Source organism: Pseudomonas sp. 43A (assembly GCF_013363935.1).
GTDB classification, from domain to species: domain Bacteria; phylum Pseudomonadota; class Gammaproteobacteria; order Pseudomonadales; family Pseudomonadaceae; genus Aquipseudomonas; species Aquipseudomonas crudilactis.
The window spans coordinates 1,966,150-1,981,677 of record NZ_CP054880.1; the positions used below are offsets into that span (position 1 = coordinate 1,966,150).

General features: G+C 58.9%; 18 protein-coding genes. 11 read left to right on the top strand and 7 right to left on the bottom strand.

Annotated features, from left to right (window positions below):
* Window positions 1–100: 100 nt before the first annotated feature.
* The gene (locus HUW52_RS08650) at window positions 101–541 is read right to left on the bottom strand and encodes a PACE efflux transporter (RefSeq protein ID WP_016983676.1); all 441 of its coding nucleotides are present in this window, start codon (window positions 539–541) and stop codon (window positions 101–103) included.
* Between the two features lie 121 nt (window positions 542–662).
* On the opposite strand from HUW52_RS08650, the gene HUW52_RS08655 reads away from it, so the two are divergent.
* Window positions 663–1,535 carry a LysR family transcriptional regulator gene (locus HUW52_RS08655; RefSeq protein WP_175553410.1) on the top strand — a complete coding sequence of 291 codons (873 nt, stop codon included), beginning with the start codon at window positions 663–665 and terminating at the stop codon, window positions 1,533–1,535.
* A 250-nt stretch (window positions 1,536–1,785) separates the two neighbouring features.
* On the opposite strand, the gene HUW52_RS08660 is transcribed toward HUW52_RS08655, so the two are convergent.
* Window positions 1,786–2,817: a LacI family DNA-binding transcriptional regulator gene (locus HUW52_RS08660; protein WP_016983674.1), complete on the bottom strand. Its 1,032-nt coding sequence runs from the start codon at window positions 2,815–2,817 to the stop codon at window positions 1,786–1,788.
* A 215-nt stretch (window positions 2,818–3,032) separates the two neighbouring features.
* On the opposite strand from HUW52_RS08660, the gene HUW52_RS08665 reads away from it, so the two are divergent.
* The gene (locus tag HUW52_RS08665) at window positions 3,033–3,566 is read left to right on the top strand and encodes a gluconokinase (protein WP_007917804.1); all 534 of its coding nucleotides are present in this window, start codon (window positions 3,033–3,035) and stop codon (window positions 3,564–3,566) included.
* A gap of 82 nt (window positions 3,567–3,648) precedes the next feature.
* On the top strand, window positions 3,649–5,004 hold the full coding sequence (locus HUW52_RS08670; RefSeq protein WP_175553411.1) for a GntP family permease: 1,356 nt from the start codon (window positions 3,649–3,651) through the stop codon (window positions 5,002–5,004).
* A gap of 181 nt (window positions 5,005–5,185) precedes the next feature.
* On the opposite strand, the gene alaC is transcribed toward HUW52_RS08670, so the two are convergent.
* Window positions 5,186–6,403, bottom strand: a complete 1,218-nt coding sequence (alaC, locus tag HUW52_RS08675) for an alanine transaminase (RefSeq protein WP_127929470.1) — start codon at window positions 6,401–6,403, stop codon at window positions 5,186–5,188.
* 139 nt (window positions 6,404–6,542) lie between these two features.
* Between alaC and HUW52_RS08680 the strand changes: the two genes are divergently transcribed.
* The 3 genes from HUW52_RS08680 (at window position 6,543) to HUW52_RS08690 (ending at window position 8,581) form a co-directional block, all read left to right on the top strand.
* Window positions 6,543–7,205: a LysE family translocator gene (locus tag HUW52_RS08680; protein ID WP_175553412.1), complete on the top strand. Its 663-nt coding sequence runs from the start codon at window positions 6,543–6,545 to the stop codon at window positions 7,203–7,205.
* Window positions 7,206–7,272: 67 nt separating this feature from the next.
* A complete protein-coding gene (locus HUW52_RS08685) occupies window positions 7,273–7,767 on the top strand; it encodes a GyrI-like domain-containing protein (RefSeq protein WP_016984181.1) in 495 nt (164 codons plus the stop codon).
* A 325-nt stretch (window positions 7,768–8,092) separates the two neighbouring features.
* Window positions 8,093–8,581, top strand: coding sequence for a GNAT family N-acetyltransferase (locus tag HUW52_RS08690; protein ID WP_175553413.1), 489 nt, complete (start codon window positions 8,093–8,095; stop codon window positions 8,579–8,581).
* 121 nt (window positions 8,582–8,702) lie between these two features.
* On the opposite strand, the gene HUW52_RS08695 is transcribed toward HUW52_RS08690, so the two are convergent.
* Window positions 8,703–9,308: a pyridoxamine 5'-phosphate oxidase family protein gene (locus tag HUW52_RS08695; RefSeq protein ID WP_175553414.1), complete on the bottom strand. Its 606-nt coding sequence runs from the start codon at window positions 9,306–9,308 to the stop codon at window positions 8,703–8,705.
* 18 nt (window positions 9,309–9,326) lie between these two features.
* Window positions 9,327–9,812 (bottom strand): GNAT family N-acetyltransferase, encoded by a 486-nt coding sequence (locus HUW52_RS08700; protein ID WP_016984185.1) that lies wholly within the window; start codon window positions 9,810–9,812, stop codon window positions 9,327–9,329.
* 141 nt (window positions 9,813–9,953) lie between these two features.
* On the opposite strand from HUW52_RS08700, the gene HUW52_RS08705 reads away from it, so the two are divergent.
* The 3 genes from HUW52_RS08705 to HUW52_RS08715 are packed head-to-tail and all read left to right on the top strand — an operon-like array spanning window position 9,954 to window position 11,998.
* Entirely contained in the window at window positions 9,954–10,379 is a 426-nt protein-coding gene (locus HUW52_RS08705; RefSeq protein ID WP_016984186.1) for a nuclear transport factor 2 family protein, read from the top strand.
* Between the two features lie 40 nt (window positions 10,380–10,419).
* Window positions 10,420–10,764: a YciI family protein gene (locus tag HUW52_RS08710; protein ID WP_008081988.1), complete on the top strand. Its 345-nt coding sequence runs from the start codon at window positions 10,420–10,422 to the stop codon at window positions 10,762–10,764.
* Window positions 10,757–11,998, top strand: a complete 1,242-nt coding sequence (locus HUW52_RS08715) for an RNA polymerase sigma factor (protein WP_175553415.1) — start codon at window positions 10,757–10,759, stop codon at window positions 11,996–11,998. The genes HUW52_RS08710 and HUW52_RS08715 overlap by 8 nt, the downstream gene beginning before the upstream one ends.
* A gap of 228 nt (window positions 11,999–12,226) precedes the next feature.
* Here HUW52_RS08715 and HUW52_RS08720 read toward each other — a convergent pair whose 3' ends face one another.
* Entirely contained in the window at window positions 12,227–13,081 is an 855-nt protein-coding gene (locus HUW52_RS08720; protein ID WP_016984800.1) for a LysR family transcriptional regulator, read from the bottom strand.
* An 89-nt stretch (window positions 13,082–13,170) separates the two neighbouring features.
* On the opposite strand from HUW52_RS08720, the gene HUW52_RS08725 reads away from it, so the two are divergent.
* Window positions 13,171–13,608 carry a multidrug/biocide efflux PACE transporter gene (locus HUW52_RS08725; protein WP_175553416.1) on the top strand — a complete coding sequence of 146 codons (438 nt, stop codon included), beginning with the start codon at window positions 13,171–13,173 and terminating at the stop codon, window positions 13,606–13,608.
* A gap of 47 nt (window positions 13,609–13,655) precedes the next feature.
* Here the strand turns inward: HUW52_RS08725 and HUW52_RS08730 are convergent, their stop codons facing one another.
* Window positions 13,656–14,414 (bottom strand): SDR family NAD(P)-dependent oxidoreductase, encoded by a 759-nt coding sequence (locus tag HUW52_RS08730; RefSeq protein WP_175553417.1) that lies wholly within the window; start codon window positions 14,412–14,414, stop codon window positions 13,656–13,658.
* A 120-nt stretch (window positions 14,415–14,534) separates the two neighbouring features.
* On the opposite strand from HUW52_RS08730, the gene HUW52_RS08735 reads away from it, so the two are divergent.
* Window positions 14,535–15,431, top strand: a complete 897-nt coding sequence (locus HUW52_RS08735) for a LysR family transcriptional regulator (protein WP_175553418.1) — start codon at window positions 14,535–14,537, stop codon at window positions 15,429–15,431.
* Window positions 15,432–15,528: the final 97 nt, after the last annotated feature.

The window sequence follows — 15,528 nt, forward strand, 5'->3', positions numbered from 1 at the left end:
AAAAGCTTAGCCTGCTATCGGAGTTAACGGATTGTGAATATCGGCGGTTTATCCGGGTAAACCGCTGATTTCTCGCAATATCTGCTTACGAATTAACGATTTATGCCGCAGCCGCCGAATCGGGCAGCGCCGAGGCCGGCAAACCGAAAATCCGGTCAAACAGCCAGTTGAAGGCGAACGTGTAGCACGGAATGAAAATGATCAGCGCCAGATCCAGCAGAAACGCCTGCACCAGGCTGATGTTCATCCACCAGGCGATCAACGGAATCAGGAACACGATCAACGTCAGTTGAAAGCCGACGGCGTGAGCGATGCGCCGTTTCACTGTGCGGGTTCGCGATACCTGCCGACTCTCCCAGTGTTCGAACATCGAGGTGTAAATGAAATTCCAGGTCACGGCGATCGTGGTGATGATCACCGCCAATGGCCCGGTGCTGCCCGGGGAGGTGCCGGACAACAGCGCCAGACCGAGGGCGGAGAAGGTCATGCCGATCACTTCGTAGAGCGACACGTAGACCAGTTTGCGTTTGACGCCTTGCATGGGGTTTGCCTCTTTCTTGCCATTTGTTGGCCAGCGGGACTGGCGAAGGCGGCGAAAGATAGCTTCAATAGGGCTGACAGAAAAAGTCAGTAGCTTTCAGTTTTGTTGATAGGTGTGGAAAGTGAATTTCAACAGCGACAGCATCGAGCTGTTTCTTGCGGTGATTGAGCGCGGCTCGTTTTCGGCGGCGGCGCGTGCGTTAGGTCGGGTGCCTTCCGCCGTCAGCATGAGCATTGGCAACCTTGAAGCCGAACTGGGTTATCTGCTGTTCGACCGCAGCCATCGCGAACCGCAACCCACGGCAATGGCTCTGTCGCTGGTACCCCATGCGCGGCTGATTGCCGAGCAGCTCAAACAATTGCAAGTGCACGCGGTGCAGTTGTCGCTGGGGCTGGAAAGCAAGTTATCGATCGGCGTGGTCGCGGACATCGACCGCCGGCGTTTGCTGGCTGCGATCAAGGTGATCGCCGAGCGGCATCCGCTGCTCGACATCGAAGTGCTGACCGCGCCGCAGGATGACGTGCTGGCGATGTTGCACAGCGGTCGGGTCAGCATGTGCCTGGCGTTCGCCGGGTTGAGCATGAACGTGCTGGAGCGTTTTCAGTTTGTCGGCAGCGAACGGATGATCGCCACGCTGGCGGCGGACAGTCCGCTGTTGCAGGGGCAGGATGTGTTTCTTGAAGACCTGGTGCATGTGCGGCAGATCATCGTCGCCAGTCGCGACTTGCCGATCAGTGAAACGCGGCCGTTGGTGGCAGAGTCGTACTGGCGCACCGACAGCCTCGAGACAGCGATGGAGATGGTTGAGGCGGGGTTGGGCTGGGGTAATTTTCCGCTCTCGGTGGTGCATGCGCGGATTGCATCCGGGCGGCTGAAGCGCCTGAATTTTCGCAACATCGAAAACGGACTGGTGATGCCGGTGCATGCGGTGTGGCTCAAGAGCCAGCCCTTACAAAAAGGCGCACTGGCCTTGGTCGACCTGCTCAGCCACTGAACCCGCCGCAGATCCCCTGTAGGAGTGAGCCTGCTCGCGATAGCGTTGTGTCAGGCGATGCATGTGTTGAATGACACACCGCTATCGCGAGCAGGCTCACTCCTACAAGGGTTGTGTTTCAACTCAGCATTTGTGAGCACCACATAAAACTGTAGGAGCTGCCGAAGGCTGCGATCTTTTGATCTTGTTTTTAAGAGCAAAATCAAAAGATCGCAGCCTTCGGCAGCTCCTACAGGGGATCGCGACAGTTTCAGGTACTTTCGCGGATCTTCAGTTCGAAACCCATATCTTCAACTGGACGGGCAACGCTGTTACCCGCCATCAACGTCAGCATCTGCTCCGCCGCGCGCCGGCCAATCGCTTCACGCGGGGTGTTGATGCTGCTCAGGCGCGGCACCATGTGCTCGGACATCGGCAAGTCGTTGAAACCGAGAATCGCCACTTGCTCGGGAATCTTGATGCCGTGGCGCAGCGCTTCCAGCAACGCTCCCTGCGCCAGGTCGTCGTTACCAAAGAAGATCGCATCGACATCCGGATGCGCCGCGAGCAACTGCATAAACAATTCCCCACCCAAGCCCACCGATGAAGAGCGAGGCGTCAGCACTTCCAGATCCGGGTCGTAACGACCGGCCTTCTGCAACGCTTTGCGGAAACCTTCGCCACGCAACAAGGTGCGCTGATCGAGTTGCGCACCAATGTAAGCCAGACGTTTGCGCCCACGCGAAAGCAAATGCTCAGCCGCCGTTTCACCGGCACTCAGTTGCGAAAACCCCACGCAATTCACGCCAGCGGCACTGTCCAGCTCCATCATGTACACGCAGGGAATGTTGCTCGCCTCGATCATCCGCCGCGAACTTTCCGTGCGGTCAAACCCGGTCAGCAAGAAACCACGTGGCTGATAGGCCATGTAGTTGCGCAGCAGGTTTTCTTCTTCATCGCGCGAATAGTGGAAGTTGCCGATCAGCACTTCAAAGCCTTTGGGCGTGAGCACCCGATGAATGGCTTCCAGCGTATCGATGAACAGCAAGTTGGATAACGAAGGCACCAGAACCACCACCGAATGGCTCTGCGCCGAGGCCAAAGCACGGGCGGCAGGGTTCACTACGTAGTTGAGTTCACTGGCTGCTTTCTGCACTTTTTCCACCAGTTCGGTGGCGACCGTGCTGACCCCACGCAAGGCGCGCGAGGCGGTAATCGGGCTGACACCGGCCAAGCGGGCAACTTCGTTCAGGGTGGGACGGCCGGTGGTGCGGGTATTTTTATCGTTTTTAGGGGTGGTCATCGACGGCTTGCCAAACAAAAATCAAGGCACTAAGGTAGCGCTGTCCTGATGCAGCTGTAAATGCGTAAGCGAGGTCCTGCCTGATCTTCGCTTTTTGGCGTTGGGAACAAACCTGCTGCAACCCAAAAAAACGACAAGAAGGCGTCGGCAACTTCTGCCTGTGCACTAGAGTCATAGCTAGCAAAGGTAGCGCTGTCTGCGCGCTGAGGTGTTATATGAGTCATCCCATCACCGCCCTGGTCATCATGGGCGTTGCCGGTTGCGGCAAGACGTGCGTCAGCGAGGCCCTGTGCCAATTGAGCGGCGCCACTGCCATTGAAGGCGATACTTTCCATCCGGCCGCGAACATCGAAAAGATGAGCGCGGGGATCCCCCTGAACGACGACGACCGTGCCGGCTGGCTCGACAGCCTGTGCGATGAACTGCGTCGCGTCGATGCATCGGGCAAACGCCCGGTGCTGACCTGCTCGGCCCTTAAACACAGTTATCGCGAAGTGTTGCGCAGTGCCTTGCCGGGCCTGGGCTTCGTGTTTCTTGAATTGACCCCTGAAGTCGCCGCTGAGCGTGTGTCCCATCGTCCGGGCCACTTCATGCCGGCCACGTTGATCGAAAGCCAGTTCGCCACCCTCGAATCGCCCAAGGGCGAGCCGTTGACGTTGGCCCTGAATGCCTCGATCCACAGTGTTGAAGAACTGGCGTCCCAGGCTCACGTCTGGTGGCAGGCCCACGGTCTGAAGCAGGCGGTATGAGTGTGTTGAAAGAGCTAGCGCGGTCCTCCCGACTTCTGTTTAACCCGCTTTAATAACAACAACAATCCAGGAGACACCCCCCATGTTTGGCATGTCCCACGACGCGTTTCTGCTGCTTGATGCAGTGGTCACGGTGATCGGACTGATTGTCCTGATCACCAAGTTCAAGCTGCACCCGTTTATTTCCCTGACCATCGCCGCCGCGTTCCTCGGTCTGACTTCCGGTATGCCGGTCGGCACCATCATCAAGTCGTTCCAGGACGGTTTCGGTGGCGTACTCGGTTTCGTCGGCATCATCCTCGCGCTGGGCACCATGCTCGGCAAAATGATGGCCGAATCGGGCGGGGCGGATCAGATCGCCCAGACCCTGATCCGTGCGTTCGGTAAAGAAAAAGTCCAGTGGGCAATGATGTTCGCCGCGTTCCTGGTGGGCATTCCGCTGTTCTTCGAAATCGGCTTCGTCCTGCTGATTCCACTGGTGTTCATCGTTGCCCGTCGCACTGGCGTGTCGATCATCAAGATCGGTATCCCGCTGCTCGCCGGTCTGTCCGCCGTGCACGGTCTGGTGCCGCCGCACCCGGGCCCGCTGTTGGCCATTGGCGTGTTCGGCGCTGACATCGGCAAGACCATTCTCTACGGTCTGATCGTTGCGCTGCCGACCGCGATCATTGCCGGTCCGATCTTCGGTACGTTTATCGCCAAGCACATTCCGGGTCACCCGAATCAGGAACTGGTCGATCAACTGGCCCGCGAAAATGACGACTCGGCCACGCTGCCGAGCTTCAGCATCACCCTGATCACGGTGCTGTTGCCGGTGTTCCTGATGCTGCTGAAAACCTTCGCTGACGTGGCGTTGCCGGACGGTCACTTCTTCCGCACCTGGATGGACATGATCGGTCACCCGATCTCGGCGTTGCTGCTGGCGTTGCTGCTGTCGCTGTACACCTTCGGGCACAAGCAGGGCATCGGTTCCCAACAGATGCTCAAGTGGCTCGACGCAAGTCTGGCGCCAACCGCCGCGATCATCCTGATCATCGGTGCCGGCGGTGGCTTCAAGCAGATGCTGGTCACCAGCGGTGTGGGCGACGTGATCGGCCACATGGCGGTCAGCGCACAGATCTCGCCGATCCTGCTGGCGTGGCTGGTGGCAGCGGTGATTCGTATCGCTACCGGTTCGGCGACTGTGGCAACCATTACTGGCGCGGGCATTGTGGTGCCGGTGGTGGGGATGATCCCGGGCGTTAACCGTGAGTTGTTGGTACTCGCTACGGGCGCCGGTTCGTTGATTCTGTCGCACGTGAATGACGCCGGTTTCTGGCTGGTGAAGCAGTACTTCAACATGACCGTGGCCGAGACGTTCAAGACCTGGACGGCGATGGAAACCATCCTCTCGGTGGTTGCGTTGGGCTTTATCCTGCTGTTGTCGCTGTTCGTTTAAGCGGCTTCACGCAGGCACAAAAAAACCGCAGCGATGCGGTTTTTTTGTGGGTGGAGATATCACGGCTGAACACACAACCAGTGTGGGAGCGAGCTTGCTCGCGAACGCGGTGGGTCAGTCAGCATTGTTGTAGCTGACACGACGCCTTCGCGAGCAAGCTCGCTCCCACAGGGGATAGGTGTCAGGCAGTGGTTTTCGGGGCCAGGCCATCCGCCCGGAACATCCCGCGAATCCCGCGTACAGCCTGACGAATGCGGTCCTGGTTTTCGATCAGCGCGAAGCGCACGTGATCATCGCCATACTCACCAAAACCCACCCCCGGCGAGACGCACACCTTGGCCTCGGCCAGCAGTTTCTTGGCGAATTCCAGCGAACCCAGATGCGCATACGCCTCGGGAATCTTCGCCCAGACATACATCGACGCCTTCGGATTCTCGACCATCCAGCCCAGCTCATGCAGGCCTTTAACCAGCACATTGCGACGCTGGCGATACTGCTCGGCGATGTCGCGCACGCATTGCTGATCGCCTTCCAGCGCGGCAATCGCCGCGACTTGCAGCGGAGTGAAGGTGCCATAGTCGTGGTAGCTCTTGATCCGCGCCAAGGCGTTGACCAGTTCCGGGTTACCGACCATGAAACCGATGCGCCAGCCGGCCATGTTGTAGCTCTTGGACAGGGTGAAAAACTCCACCGCGATGTCCTTGGCGCCCGGCACCTGCATGATCGACGGGGCTTTCCAGCCGTCGTAGACGATGTCGGCGTAGGCCAGATCGTGAATCACCAGCACGTCGTACTGCTTGGCGAGGGCGATCACTCGCTCGAAGAAATCCAGCTCCACGCACTGCGCGGTCGGGTTCGACGGGAAGCCGAGGATCATCATTTTCGGCTTCGGGATCGAACCGCGAATGGCCCGTTCCAGTTCATCGAAGAAGTCCACGCCCGGCACCAGCGGCACCGAACGCACCTGGGCGCCGGCAATCACCGCACCGTAGATGTGAATCGGGTAGCTCGGGTTCGGCACCAGCACTGTGTCGCCCTGATCCAGGGTGGCCAGCATCAAATGCGCCAGGCCTTCCTTGGAACCGATGGTGACGATGGCTTCGCTTTCCGGGTCGATATCGACCTCGTAGCGTTGCTTGTACCAGTTGGAAATCGCCCGGCGCAGGCGCGGAATGCCCTTGGATGTGGAGTAACCGTGGGTGTCTTCGCGTTGGGCAACCTGGACGAGTTTTTCGACAATGTGCGGCGGCGTGGCGCCGTCGGGGTTGCCCATGCTCAAGTCGATGATGTCTTCACCACGACGACGCGCGGCCATCTTCAGCTCGGCGGTGATGTTGAAAACGTAAGGGGGGAGTCGATCTATGCGCGCAAAGCGGCGCGGCGAACCTTGTTCAGCCATTGTTGCCTCGGATAACGTAAGCGCCCGGAACCGTCCGAGCGACGCTGGTCACTGCGGTGACCTGTGGCGGAAGATAAGGTCAGTGATGGCATACTGTCCAGCCCGTTTGTAAACAATTTTGTCCCAAGGAAATCGGTAGATGGAATTCACCAGCGGCTTCTTGCTGAGCCTCTCGCTGTGCCTGGATATCGGCGTGGCCAACATCGCCATGATCACGCTGGCGATGCAGCGCGGTTACTTTCAGGGCTTTGCACTGGGCCTCGGCACCTGTGTCGGCGACCTGATTTACGCGGTGCTGGCGCTGGCCGGCATGACCGTTTTGCTGCAATACGAAAGCGTGCGTTGGGTGTTGTGGATCGGCGGTGCGGCGCTGCTGATCTACTTTGCGGCGAAGATGATTTACTCGGCGATTCACCACGAGGCGCAGTTGGCGGCCACGGCGGAAGTGGGGCAAAACTCCCATCGCAAGGAGTTCTTCCGGGGGATATTTCTCGCGATGTCGTCGCCGAGCGCGATTCTCTGGTTCGCCGCTGTTGGCGGTACGTTGATCGCCCGTTCCGGTGGCGGTGGGCCGGTGAGTTCGGCGCTGTTCCTTGGCGGATTCCTTTGCGCCGGGCTGCTGTGGTCGGCGGGTTTATGCTTTGCCGCAAGCCATGGTGGCAAGCTGTTGGGCGACAAGCTGTTGCGCTATTCCTACATGGCATCTGCGGCGATCTTCTGCTATTTCGCGGTGTATGTGATCGTATCTGGCTATAACGAATTCGTTGGTTCGGGCGCCGTCGAGCAGTTGCACGCGCTGTAAACGTGCGAATCGGCTTTGGCTTTCTATACTCCCAGCCGAACCCCTCTTTTGTTCCAGGAGTCGAGTCATGGATGAGCAAAAACGCGTCGAAGTGGCTGAACCTCGCTTCGAACATGGACACTTCCTGCTGATTGCAGGCTTTCGCGGTCGATTTACTCAAGACACAGCAAAAAACATCCCGGCGCTGTGGGAAAAGTTCTTGCCGCACCTGGGAAAGATCCAGGGACAAAAAAACGAAGTGACCTACGGCGTCTGCAGTAATTTCGACGACAAGGGTGGCTTTGATTACACCGCCGGGGTGGAAATCAGCAAGCTTGATGACCTCGACCAGAAGGTCTACCAATGGATCGAAGTGCTGCCTCGCCAGTATGCAGTGTTCGAGCACAAAGGACCGCTCGAACAGTTGCCGCAAACCCTGCAATACATCTACAAGACCTGGTTGCCGACCTCTCATTATGTGGAGCTCAACGCCCCGGAACTTGAGCGTTACAGCGCCGACTTCAACCCGAAGAAGCACACCGGCAAACTGGAAATCTGTGTACCGGTCGATACCAAGGCCTGAGCGGGGCAAGCCTGAGGCGGATCATTAATCCGCCTCATGGTTTTTAACCCCGCTTGCCTTTGCCCAACCGTCGCGCCCGCAACAGGTCGATGCCTAACGTGATAAAGCCGAACGTACTGATGCCCAACACCATCAACAGGCCGATTTCAACGCTGCTCATAAGCGGTTTCCCCCAAGGGTGATCAGAGATACACCGCAGAAATAGCCCGGCCCGCCCCCGAAGAAAAGCACTTATACGCAGGCTTTACGCCGCCCGTGCGCATCGATATGCAGGCCTTATTCCTTTATGCTTTCGGCACTTTCTTCTGCTGATTTCCGAGCTGCCATGAACACCGTCATCCGCAACGTCACCGCCGCCGACCTGGACCGCTGCTACGCCATCGAAACCGTTGCCTATGAGGGTGACGAAGCGGCTACCCGCGAAAAAATCGCCACGCGCATCGCCACCTGGCCGGAAGGCTTTGTTGTGGCTGAGGTCGATGGCATCGTCGCAGGCTTCGTCAATTCCGGTGCGGCGTTTGACGTGCAGATGTCGGACGAGGCGTTCAAGGAACTGATCGGCCACGACCCGCAAGGGCCGAACGTGGTGATCATGTCGGTGGTGGTGCACCCGGATTATCAGGGGCAGGGTTTGGCCAAGCGTTTGATGGGCGAGTTCATCGAGCGTATGCGCGGGATGGATAAAGCGACGATTCATTTGATGTGCAAGGAACAGCATATTCCGCTGTATGCCGGGTTTGGTTTTGCCTACATCAAACCGTCGGAGTCGGATCACGGCGGCATGGCGTGGCACGAGATGATCCTGACTCTCTGACTTTATGGATGATTACCCCTGTAGGAGCTGCCGAAGGCTGCGATCTTTTGATGTTGCTTCTTAAAAGATCAGGATCAAAAGATCGCAGCCTTCGGCAGCTCCTACAGGGGGCCGTGTTGTGTCAGTAGAGAGTATCGGTGACCCGTTTAGGCGCTTCGCGGTCGTAGGTTTCGGCGTCGAACTCGCCATCGTTCAGGCGCTTGTGGAAAGCGCCGGCAGAGGGCAGGGCCGAGCGCGGCAGGTGGGTTTCCGGGTTCCACGCATCCGAGCGTACAAACGCTTTCGAGCAATGAAAAAACGCCGCTTCCACCGTCACCAGCAACACCGTTTTCGCCGGTTTGCCATTCACCGCAAAGCTTTCCAGCAGCTGTGGATCTGCGCTGATCGTCGCCGTACCATTGACCCGCAACGTCTCGCCAATCCCCGGAATGATGAACAGCAGCGACACCCGAGAATCCTGCAGCACATTGCGCAAGGTATCGATGCGGTTGTTACCCGGGCGATCCGGCAGGGCCAGGGTGTTTTGATCAATGATCCGCACAAACCCCGGCGTATCCCCACGCGGCGAATTATCCAGGCCATCGGCCCCCACCGAGCTGACAATCACCAGCGGTGACAGGCGCACCATCGCCTGATAATCCTCGTTGAGAAAACCGATCTGCTTGCGCACCGCCCGCTCGTGGGGCAGTCCGTAAATCGCTTCCAGCGCTTCGATTGAGTCGATCATCGTGCATTCCTCGATGACTTAGAAAAACAGCCCCATACGCCGCTCGTAACCGATCCGGCCCTTGTACGCTTCACCGCTGTCGACGTAACCGTGTTTGGCGTACAGCGCGATGGCCGCGTCGTTATCCGCGTCGACCGACAATTCCAGTCCTTTGATCTCCGGCCACGCCTGACGCGCAACTTCGGGCAACGCTTGCAGACAGGCCTTGCCGTAGCCCTTGCCTTGTGCGCGGCGATCGACCTGCAACGCATGCAAGGTGGCGCTGTGTTCATCGGCCCAGGCCGGCAAGACCGGCGGGCGCTTGAGCAGCAGAAACGCTACCGGCACGTCATCCGCCAGCAGCGCAAAGCCTTTTACGCCGGGGCCGGGCTTCGACAGCAGCGTGTGCAACGCGCCATGGATATCACCGGAGAACTTGATCTGCTCGGCATGGATTTCAATTGCCTCGACTTGCTCACGCTGTAAAGCGTTGAGGCTGTCGTACGGCACGAGTTGGGCTGACACGGGAATTTCCTTTTTCCTACAAAGATAAGCCTCGGATTCTAGCGATTTTGGCCTCAGTGGAAATTTTTTGTTTCGACTGTCGATCTGCCTGTTTGCCGAACGACTAAGGGGGTCTTCACAACAAAAACCACGGAGAACACCATGAGCGCACAAACCGAGATCCAGACCCTGATCAACACCTACCGCGAAGCCGTCATGACCAAGGACGTGGAGAAAGTCATGGCGTTGTACGCCGACGACATCGTCTCTTTCGACGCGATCAAGGCCCTGCAATTCAAGGGCAAACCGGCCTACCGCGCGCACTGGGTGGCGTGCATGGAAATGTGCCCCGGCCCGCACGTCTTCGAATTCCACGAAATCGTCATCGAAAACGCCGACAACATCGCCTTCGCCCACTGGGTGGCCAACTGCGGCGGCACCAACGACAAGGGTGAAACCCAGAGCTGCTGGATGCGCGTCACCGCCTGCTATCGGCAGATCGGCGGGGCGTGGAAAATCGCCCATGAACACTGGTCGGCGCCGTTCGATCCGATGAGTGGCGCAACCCTGTTCGATGTGACTCCCTGATCTTCAGCCATAGTTGAACCGTCCGATTCAGGAGAACGCCATGAAGTATTTATGCCTGGTCTACAGCGATGAACGCCTGCTGCATTCATCCCCCGACAGTCCGGAAGACGCTGAGTGCTGGGCTTATGCCGAGTCGATTCAGGGCAGCGGCCGGATGGTTGCCGCCGAGGCACTGGAGTCGGTGCAGACCGCCACTACCGTCAGGATGCGCAACGGCAAACTGTCGATCACCGATGGCCCGTTCGCTGAAACCAAGGAGCAATTGGCCGGTTTCTACCTGATTGACGCCAAGGATCTCAACGAAGCGATTCAGGTCGCCGGCAACATTCCGGCGGCGCGGGTGGGCAGCGTTGAAGTGCGCCCGGTGCGGCAGTTGAATGTCTGAAGTCCGGGCGCGGGTCGAGCAGGTCTATCGCGAAGACTCGCGGCGGGTACTGGCGACGCTGATTCGCCTGCTCGGCGATTTCGACCTCGCCGAAGAAGCCTTGCATGAGGCGTTCTTCGTCGCGGTCGAACGCTGGCAACGCGACGGCGTGCCGGACAATCCGCGCACCTGGCTGGTCTCGACCGGGCGCTTCAAGGCGATTGATGTATTGCGCCGCCGCGCGCGGTTCAAGGCCTCGCAACCCCTGTTGCTGGCGCAACTGGAAGAACTGGAACAGGCCGACTGGAGTGGCGAGGACGTGGAAGACGATCGCCTGCGGCTGATCTTCACCTGTTGTCACCCGGCGCTGGCGGCGGATGCGCAAGTGCCGCTGACCTTGCGTGAAGTCTGCGACCTGACCACCGAGGAAATCGCCCGCGCCTTTCTCTCGGCGCCAGCGGCGATTGCTCAACGCATCGTGCGGGCGAAAGCCAAGATCCGTGACGCGAAAATCCCTTATCAAGTACCGAGCCTGAGCGAATTGCCCGAGCGCCTCGACAGCGTGTTACGGGTGATTTATCTGGTGTTCAACGAAGGGTATTCGGCGTCGGTCGGGGCTGAATTGACGCGTGAGGATTTGACCCGTGAGGCGATCAGGCTGGGGCGGTTGTTGATGGAGTTGCTGCCGGAACCGGAGGTGATGGGGTTGCTGGCGATGATGTTGTTGCACGAGTCGCGGCGTCTGGCGCGCACTTCGTCGAGTGGTGAACTGGTGCTGCTGGATGATCAGGATCGCTCATTGTGGGACAGCGCGTTGATAGCTGAAGGCTGTGCGCTGGTTGAGCGTGCGCTGACCACGCGGCGGTTTGGGCCCTATTGCCTGCAAGCGGCGATTGCCGCGGTGCATGCCGAGGCGCCAACGGCGGCGGAGACGGATTGGGAGCAGATCGTTGGTTTGTATGACGTGCTGCTGCGGGCGGTGCCTTCGCCGGTGATCGAGTTGAACCGGGCGGTAGCGGTGGCCAAGCGCGATGGGGCGCTGGCGGGGTTGAATTTGATTGAGGGGATTTTGGCCCGGGGTGAGCTGCAGGATTACCACTTGGCGCATTCGGCGCGGGCGGAGTTTTGTCGGCAGTTGGGCAGGGTGGAGGCGGCGCGTTCGGCGTATTTGCGGGCCTTGGAGTTGACCCGACAAGAGCCGGAGCGGCGGTTTATTGAAGGGCGGCTCATGGCGCTGGAATCGCCCTCACCCTAGCCCTCTCCCAAGGGGAGAGGGGACCGATTGGGGGATGCTGTAGAAGTACGCCGACCTGAACGCTCAGTTGGGAATCCATGATCGAACCAAATTTCACGACCCTATATACCGCAGCAATCAATCCATAATCGACTCGGTCTCTCAGGTCGATGTATGACGCAAGACACCTCGGTCGGCCCCCTCTCCCTCCGGGAGAGGGCTGGGGTGAGGGTGGCTCTATCTTCAACGCTATTCCAGCATCTTGCTCAACAACCAACTCCCCGCCGGCCCCGGCGGATACAGGCGCGACCACAACGCATCAACAAACACCGGCTTAGGCCAGCCGCGCACTTTCAACTCCACCAACAGATCATTGCCAAAGCGCTGCGCCAGCCAACGTGGCAACGGCGCCCAGCCAAAGCCCTTCTCGGCCATTTCCAGCAGCATCAGGTAACTCGGCGCCGACCACACCCGACCTTTGCCGCGACTGTCATACGGATTGACGATCGTCGCCAGACGCAATTCGCGATGCTGCTCGAGGATCTGCTGATCAATGTGATCAAGCTTGGCCAACGCATGGTCGCGATTGACGAACAAAGCGATCTCCGTGCGTTCGGCCACGGTCGAGGTGACCAGATCCGGCGGATAGTTCTCTTGCATTTCGGCGAACGCCAGATGCGCGCGACCGCGCTGTACCAGCTCGATCAGGTCATCGCACTCAGCGATCAGGCATTCCAGTTCCAGATCCGGATAACGCTGCTCAAACCCGACCAACGCCGCTTCAAAACGGTCCGACTGATAGGTGTCGGAAATCGCCACGGTCAGCTTCGGTTCGACGCCTTGGGAAAGTTGCCGCGCAGTCATCTCGAGGCGACTGCTGGCCGCCAGAATCGCCTCGGCACGTTGCAGCATCACATGCCCGGCCGGGGTCAGCGTCGGTTTGCGGCTGCTGCGATCAAACAGCTGCAGATCCAGATCGATCTCGAGACTGGCCACCGCCGCGCTGATGGTCGACTGGCTGCGCCCGAGCTTGCGCGCCGCTGCGGAAAACGAGCCTTGCGTGGCGGCCTGGACAAACGCCAGCAGTACTTCCTGCGAGATCATCAACTATCGCCTTGATCGATGGTTATTGGTTATGAAGTATCGGTATCAAGATAGATCATGGCAACCATCTTCACTCAAGGAGTCAGGCCATGACTGCCAACAAATCCATCACTGAACGTATTTTCCAGGCCATCGGTTTCGAACTGCTGGCGATTCTGATCTGCACCCCGTTGCTGGCGTGGATCATGCAAAAACCGATGCTTGAAATGGGCGCGGTGACCGTGTTGATCGCCCTGTTGGCGTTGGGTTGGAACGTAGTGTTCAACCGCTTCTTCGACCGTATGCTTGCGCGCATGAACGTGGCGCACAACGCCTGGGTACGGGTGGTGCACGCGCTGCTGTTCGAGGGTGGTTTGATCGTGATGGGCGTGCCGCTGATTGCCTGGTGGTTGTCGGTCAGCCTGTGGCAGGCGTTTTTGCTCGACATCGGTGTGCTGCTGTTTTTCCTGCCGTACACCTATGTGTATCACTGGGGATATGACGTGGTGCGTGAGCGCGTGATGATGCGTAATGCGTGTCAGGGTTAAACAAAAAAATCGCAGCCCGAAAGGCTGCGATTTTTTGTGCCTGGTATTTAGAGAAACATCCCGCCGGATGCCTCGACCCGCTGACCATTGATCCACTGCGCACCCGGCGACAGCAACAGTGCCAACGCCCCGCCAATGTCATCCGGCTGACCGGCACGACCCAGCGCAGTGTTGTCGGCGACCATCGCATTCACTGCCGCGTTGTCGCGAACGGTGCCGCCGCCAAAGTCGGTTTCAATCGCACCTGGCGCCAAGGTATTCACGGCAATCTGCCGTGCGCCCAGCTCTTTCGCCTGATAGCGGGTCAGGACTTCAATAGCGCCTTTCATTGCGGCATAAGCGCAGGCGCCGGCAATGGTGAAACGCGCTAGACCACTGGAAATGTTGATGATCCGCCCGCCGTCGTTGATCAGTGGCAGCAGTTGCTGGGTCAGGAAGAACGGCCCTTTGAGATGGACATTCATCAGCAGGTCGAATTGCTCGACGGTGGTCTCGGCGAAACCGGCATGCAAGCCGACCCCGGCGTTGTTGATCAGGAAATCAAAGCGCTGGCGGTCGAAGGTCTGCTGTAACGCTTGCTCAACACGTGTAGCGAAATCGGCAAAGCTCTCGCTACGGCCAACGTCCAGTTGCAGCATCACGGCTTTGCCGCCGAGAGCCTGGACATCTGCGACCAGCGCTTGGGCTTCATCGGCACGGCTGTTGTAGGTGCCAATGATGTCGATGCCTTGAGCGGCGAGGTGCAGAGCGGCGTTCTTGCCCAGGCCACGACTGGCGCCGGTAATCAATGCGATTTTGCGATTCATGGAGGCTTCCTCGATTGCGGTGAGTGGTGATGAACTCAGTTTATTTGTCCGCCCTGAGGTGATAAACAGAGTGAATCCGGAATCACTGATCGGCTCAGCCGAACAATCGACAGGTGCCTAATGAACAAACTGGAACTGCTGCGCACCTTCGTCCGTGTCAGCGAACTGTCGAGTTTTACCCTCGCCGGGGAAAATCTCGGTCTCCCGCGATCGACCGTTTCCGAGCATGTGCAAGCGCTCGAAGTGCTGCTCGGCACGCGCCTGCTGCAACGCACCACGCGCAAGGTGCAGGCAACTCAGGACGGTCTGGTGCTGTACGAACGCAGCAAGGATCTGCTCTCGCACATGGACGAGATCGAAGGGTTGTTCCGACAGGACGAGGCGTCGCTGACCGGGCGCATTCGTGTCGACCTGCCGAACATTCTCGCGCGGCGCCTGGTCATGCCGCACCTGCCGCAGTTCATGGATCGGCACCCGAATCTGGAACTGGAAATCAGCAGCACCGATCGCCGCGTCGACCTGCTCAGCGAAGGCTTCGATTGCGTGGTGAGGATTGGCGCGCAACCGGATCAATCAGTGGTCGCGCGGCACCTCGGTGACTTCCCCATGGTCAATTGCGCCAGCCCCGCCTACCTCGAACGCTACGGTGTGCCGCAGTCGCTGGAAGATCTCGCGCAGCATCGACTGGTGCATTATGTCGGCGTGCTGGGTTCGCGTTCGGAAGGGTTTGTGTACGAGGAGGGCGGGCAGGTTAAGCGCTTGCCGATGGCAGGCAGCATTACTGTCAACAGCACTGACGCTTACGAGTCGGCGTGCCTCGGCGGCTTCGGTCTTACTCAGGTGCCGCGTACCGGCATGCAACCGCATCTGGCTAACGGCGAACTGGTGACAGTGTTGCCGCAATTCACAGCGCCGGCGATGGGCATTTCATTGCTGTATGCGCGACAGCGGCATTTGCCGTTACGGGTGCGGGTGTTTATGGATTGGCTCGGCGATCTGATTCGCTCCGCGCTCTGAACCTGAATACAAAACCAATGTGGGAGCGAGCTTGCTCGCGAAGACTGCGTGTCAGTCAATTCAGAGTTGACTGATCCACCGCTTTCGCGAGCAAGCT

Coding starts and splice junctions, on each gene's coding strand:
- HUW52_RS08650 (WP_016983676.1), bottom strand. CDS start 541: ATGCAAGGCGTCAAACGCAAACTGGTCTACGTGTCGCTCTACGAAGTG.
- HUW52_RS08690 (WP_175553413.1), top strand. CDS start 8,093: ATGAACACCGTCATCCGCAACGTCACCGCCGCCGACCTGGACCGCTGC.
- HUW52_RS08715 (WP_175553415.1), top strand. CDS start 10,757: ATGTCTGAAGTCCGGGCGCGGGTCGAGCAGGTCTATCGCGAAGACTCG.
- HUW52_RS08705 (WP_016984186.1), top strand. CDS start 9,954: ATGAGCGCACAAACCGAGATCCAGACCCTGATCAACACCTACCGCGAA.
- HUW52_RS08685 (WP_016984181.1), top strand. CDS start 7,273: ATGGATGAGCAAAAACGCGTCGAAGTGGCTGAACCTCGCTTCGAACAT.
- HUW52_RS08725 (WP_175553416.1), top strand. CDS start 13,171: ATGACTGCCAACAAATCCATCACTGAACGTATTTTCCAGGCCATCGGT.
- HUW52_RS08710 (WP_008081988.1), top strand. CDS start 10,420: ATGAAGTATTTATGCCTGGTCTACAGCGATGAACGCCTGCTGCATTCA.
- HUW52_RS08665 (WP_007917804.1), top strand. CDS start 3,033: ATGAGTCATCCCATCACCGCCCTGGTCATCATGGGCGTTGCCGGTTGC.
- HUW52_RS08670 (WP_175553411.1), top strand. CDS start 3,649: ATGTTTGGCATGTCCCACGACGCGTTTCTGCTGCTTGATGCAGTGGTC.
- alaC (WP_127929470.1), bottom strand. CDS start 6,403: ATGGCTGAACAAGGTTCGCCGCGCCGCTTTGCGCGCATAGATCGACTC.
- HUW52_RS08735 (WP_175553418.1), top strand. CDS start 14,535: ATGAACAAACTGGAACTGCTGCGCACCTTCGTCCGTGTCAGCGAACTG.
- HUW52_RS08660 (WP_016983674.1), bottom strand. CDS start 2,817: ATGACCACCCCTAAAAACGATAAAAATACCCGCACCACCGGCCGTCCC.
- HUW52_RS08730 (WP_175553417.1), bottom strand. CDS start 14,414: ATGAATCGCAAAATCGCATTGATTACCGGCGCCAGTCGTGGCCTGGGC.
- HUW52_RS08695 (WP_175553414.1), bottom strand. CDS start 9,308: ATGATCGACTCAATCGAAGCGCTGGAAGCGATTTACGGACTGCCCCAC.
- HUW52_RS08680 (WP_175553412.1), top strand. CDS start 6,543: ATGGAATTCACCAGCGGCTTCTTGCTGAGCCTCTCGCTGTGCCTGGAT.
- HUW52_RS08720 (WP_016984800.1), bottom strand. CDS start 13,081: ATGATCTCGCAGGAAGTACTGCTGGCGTTTGTCCAGGCCGCCACGCAA.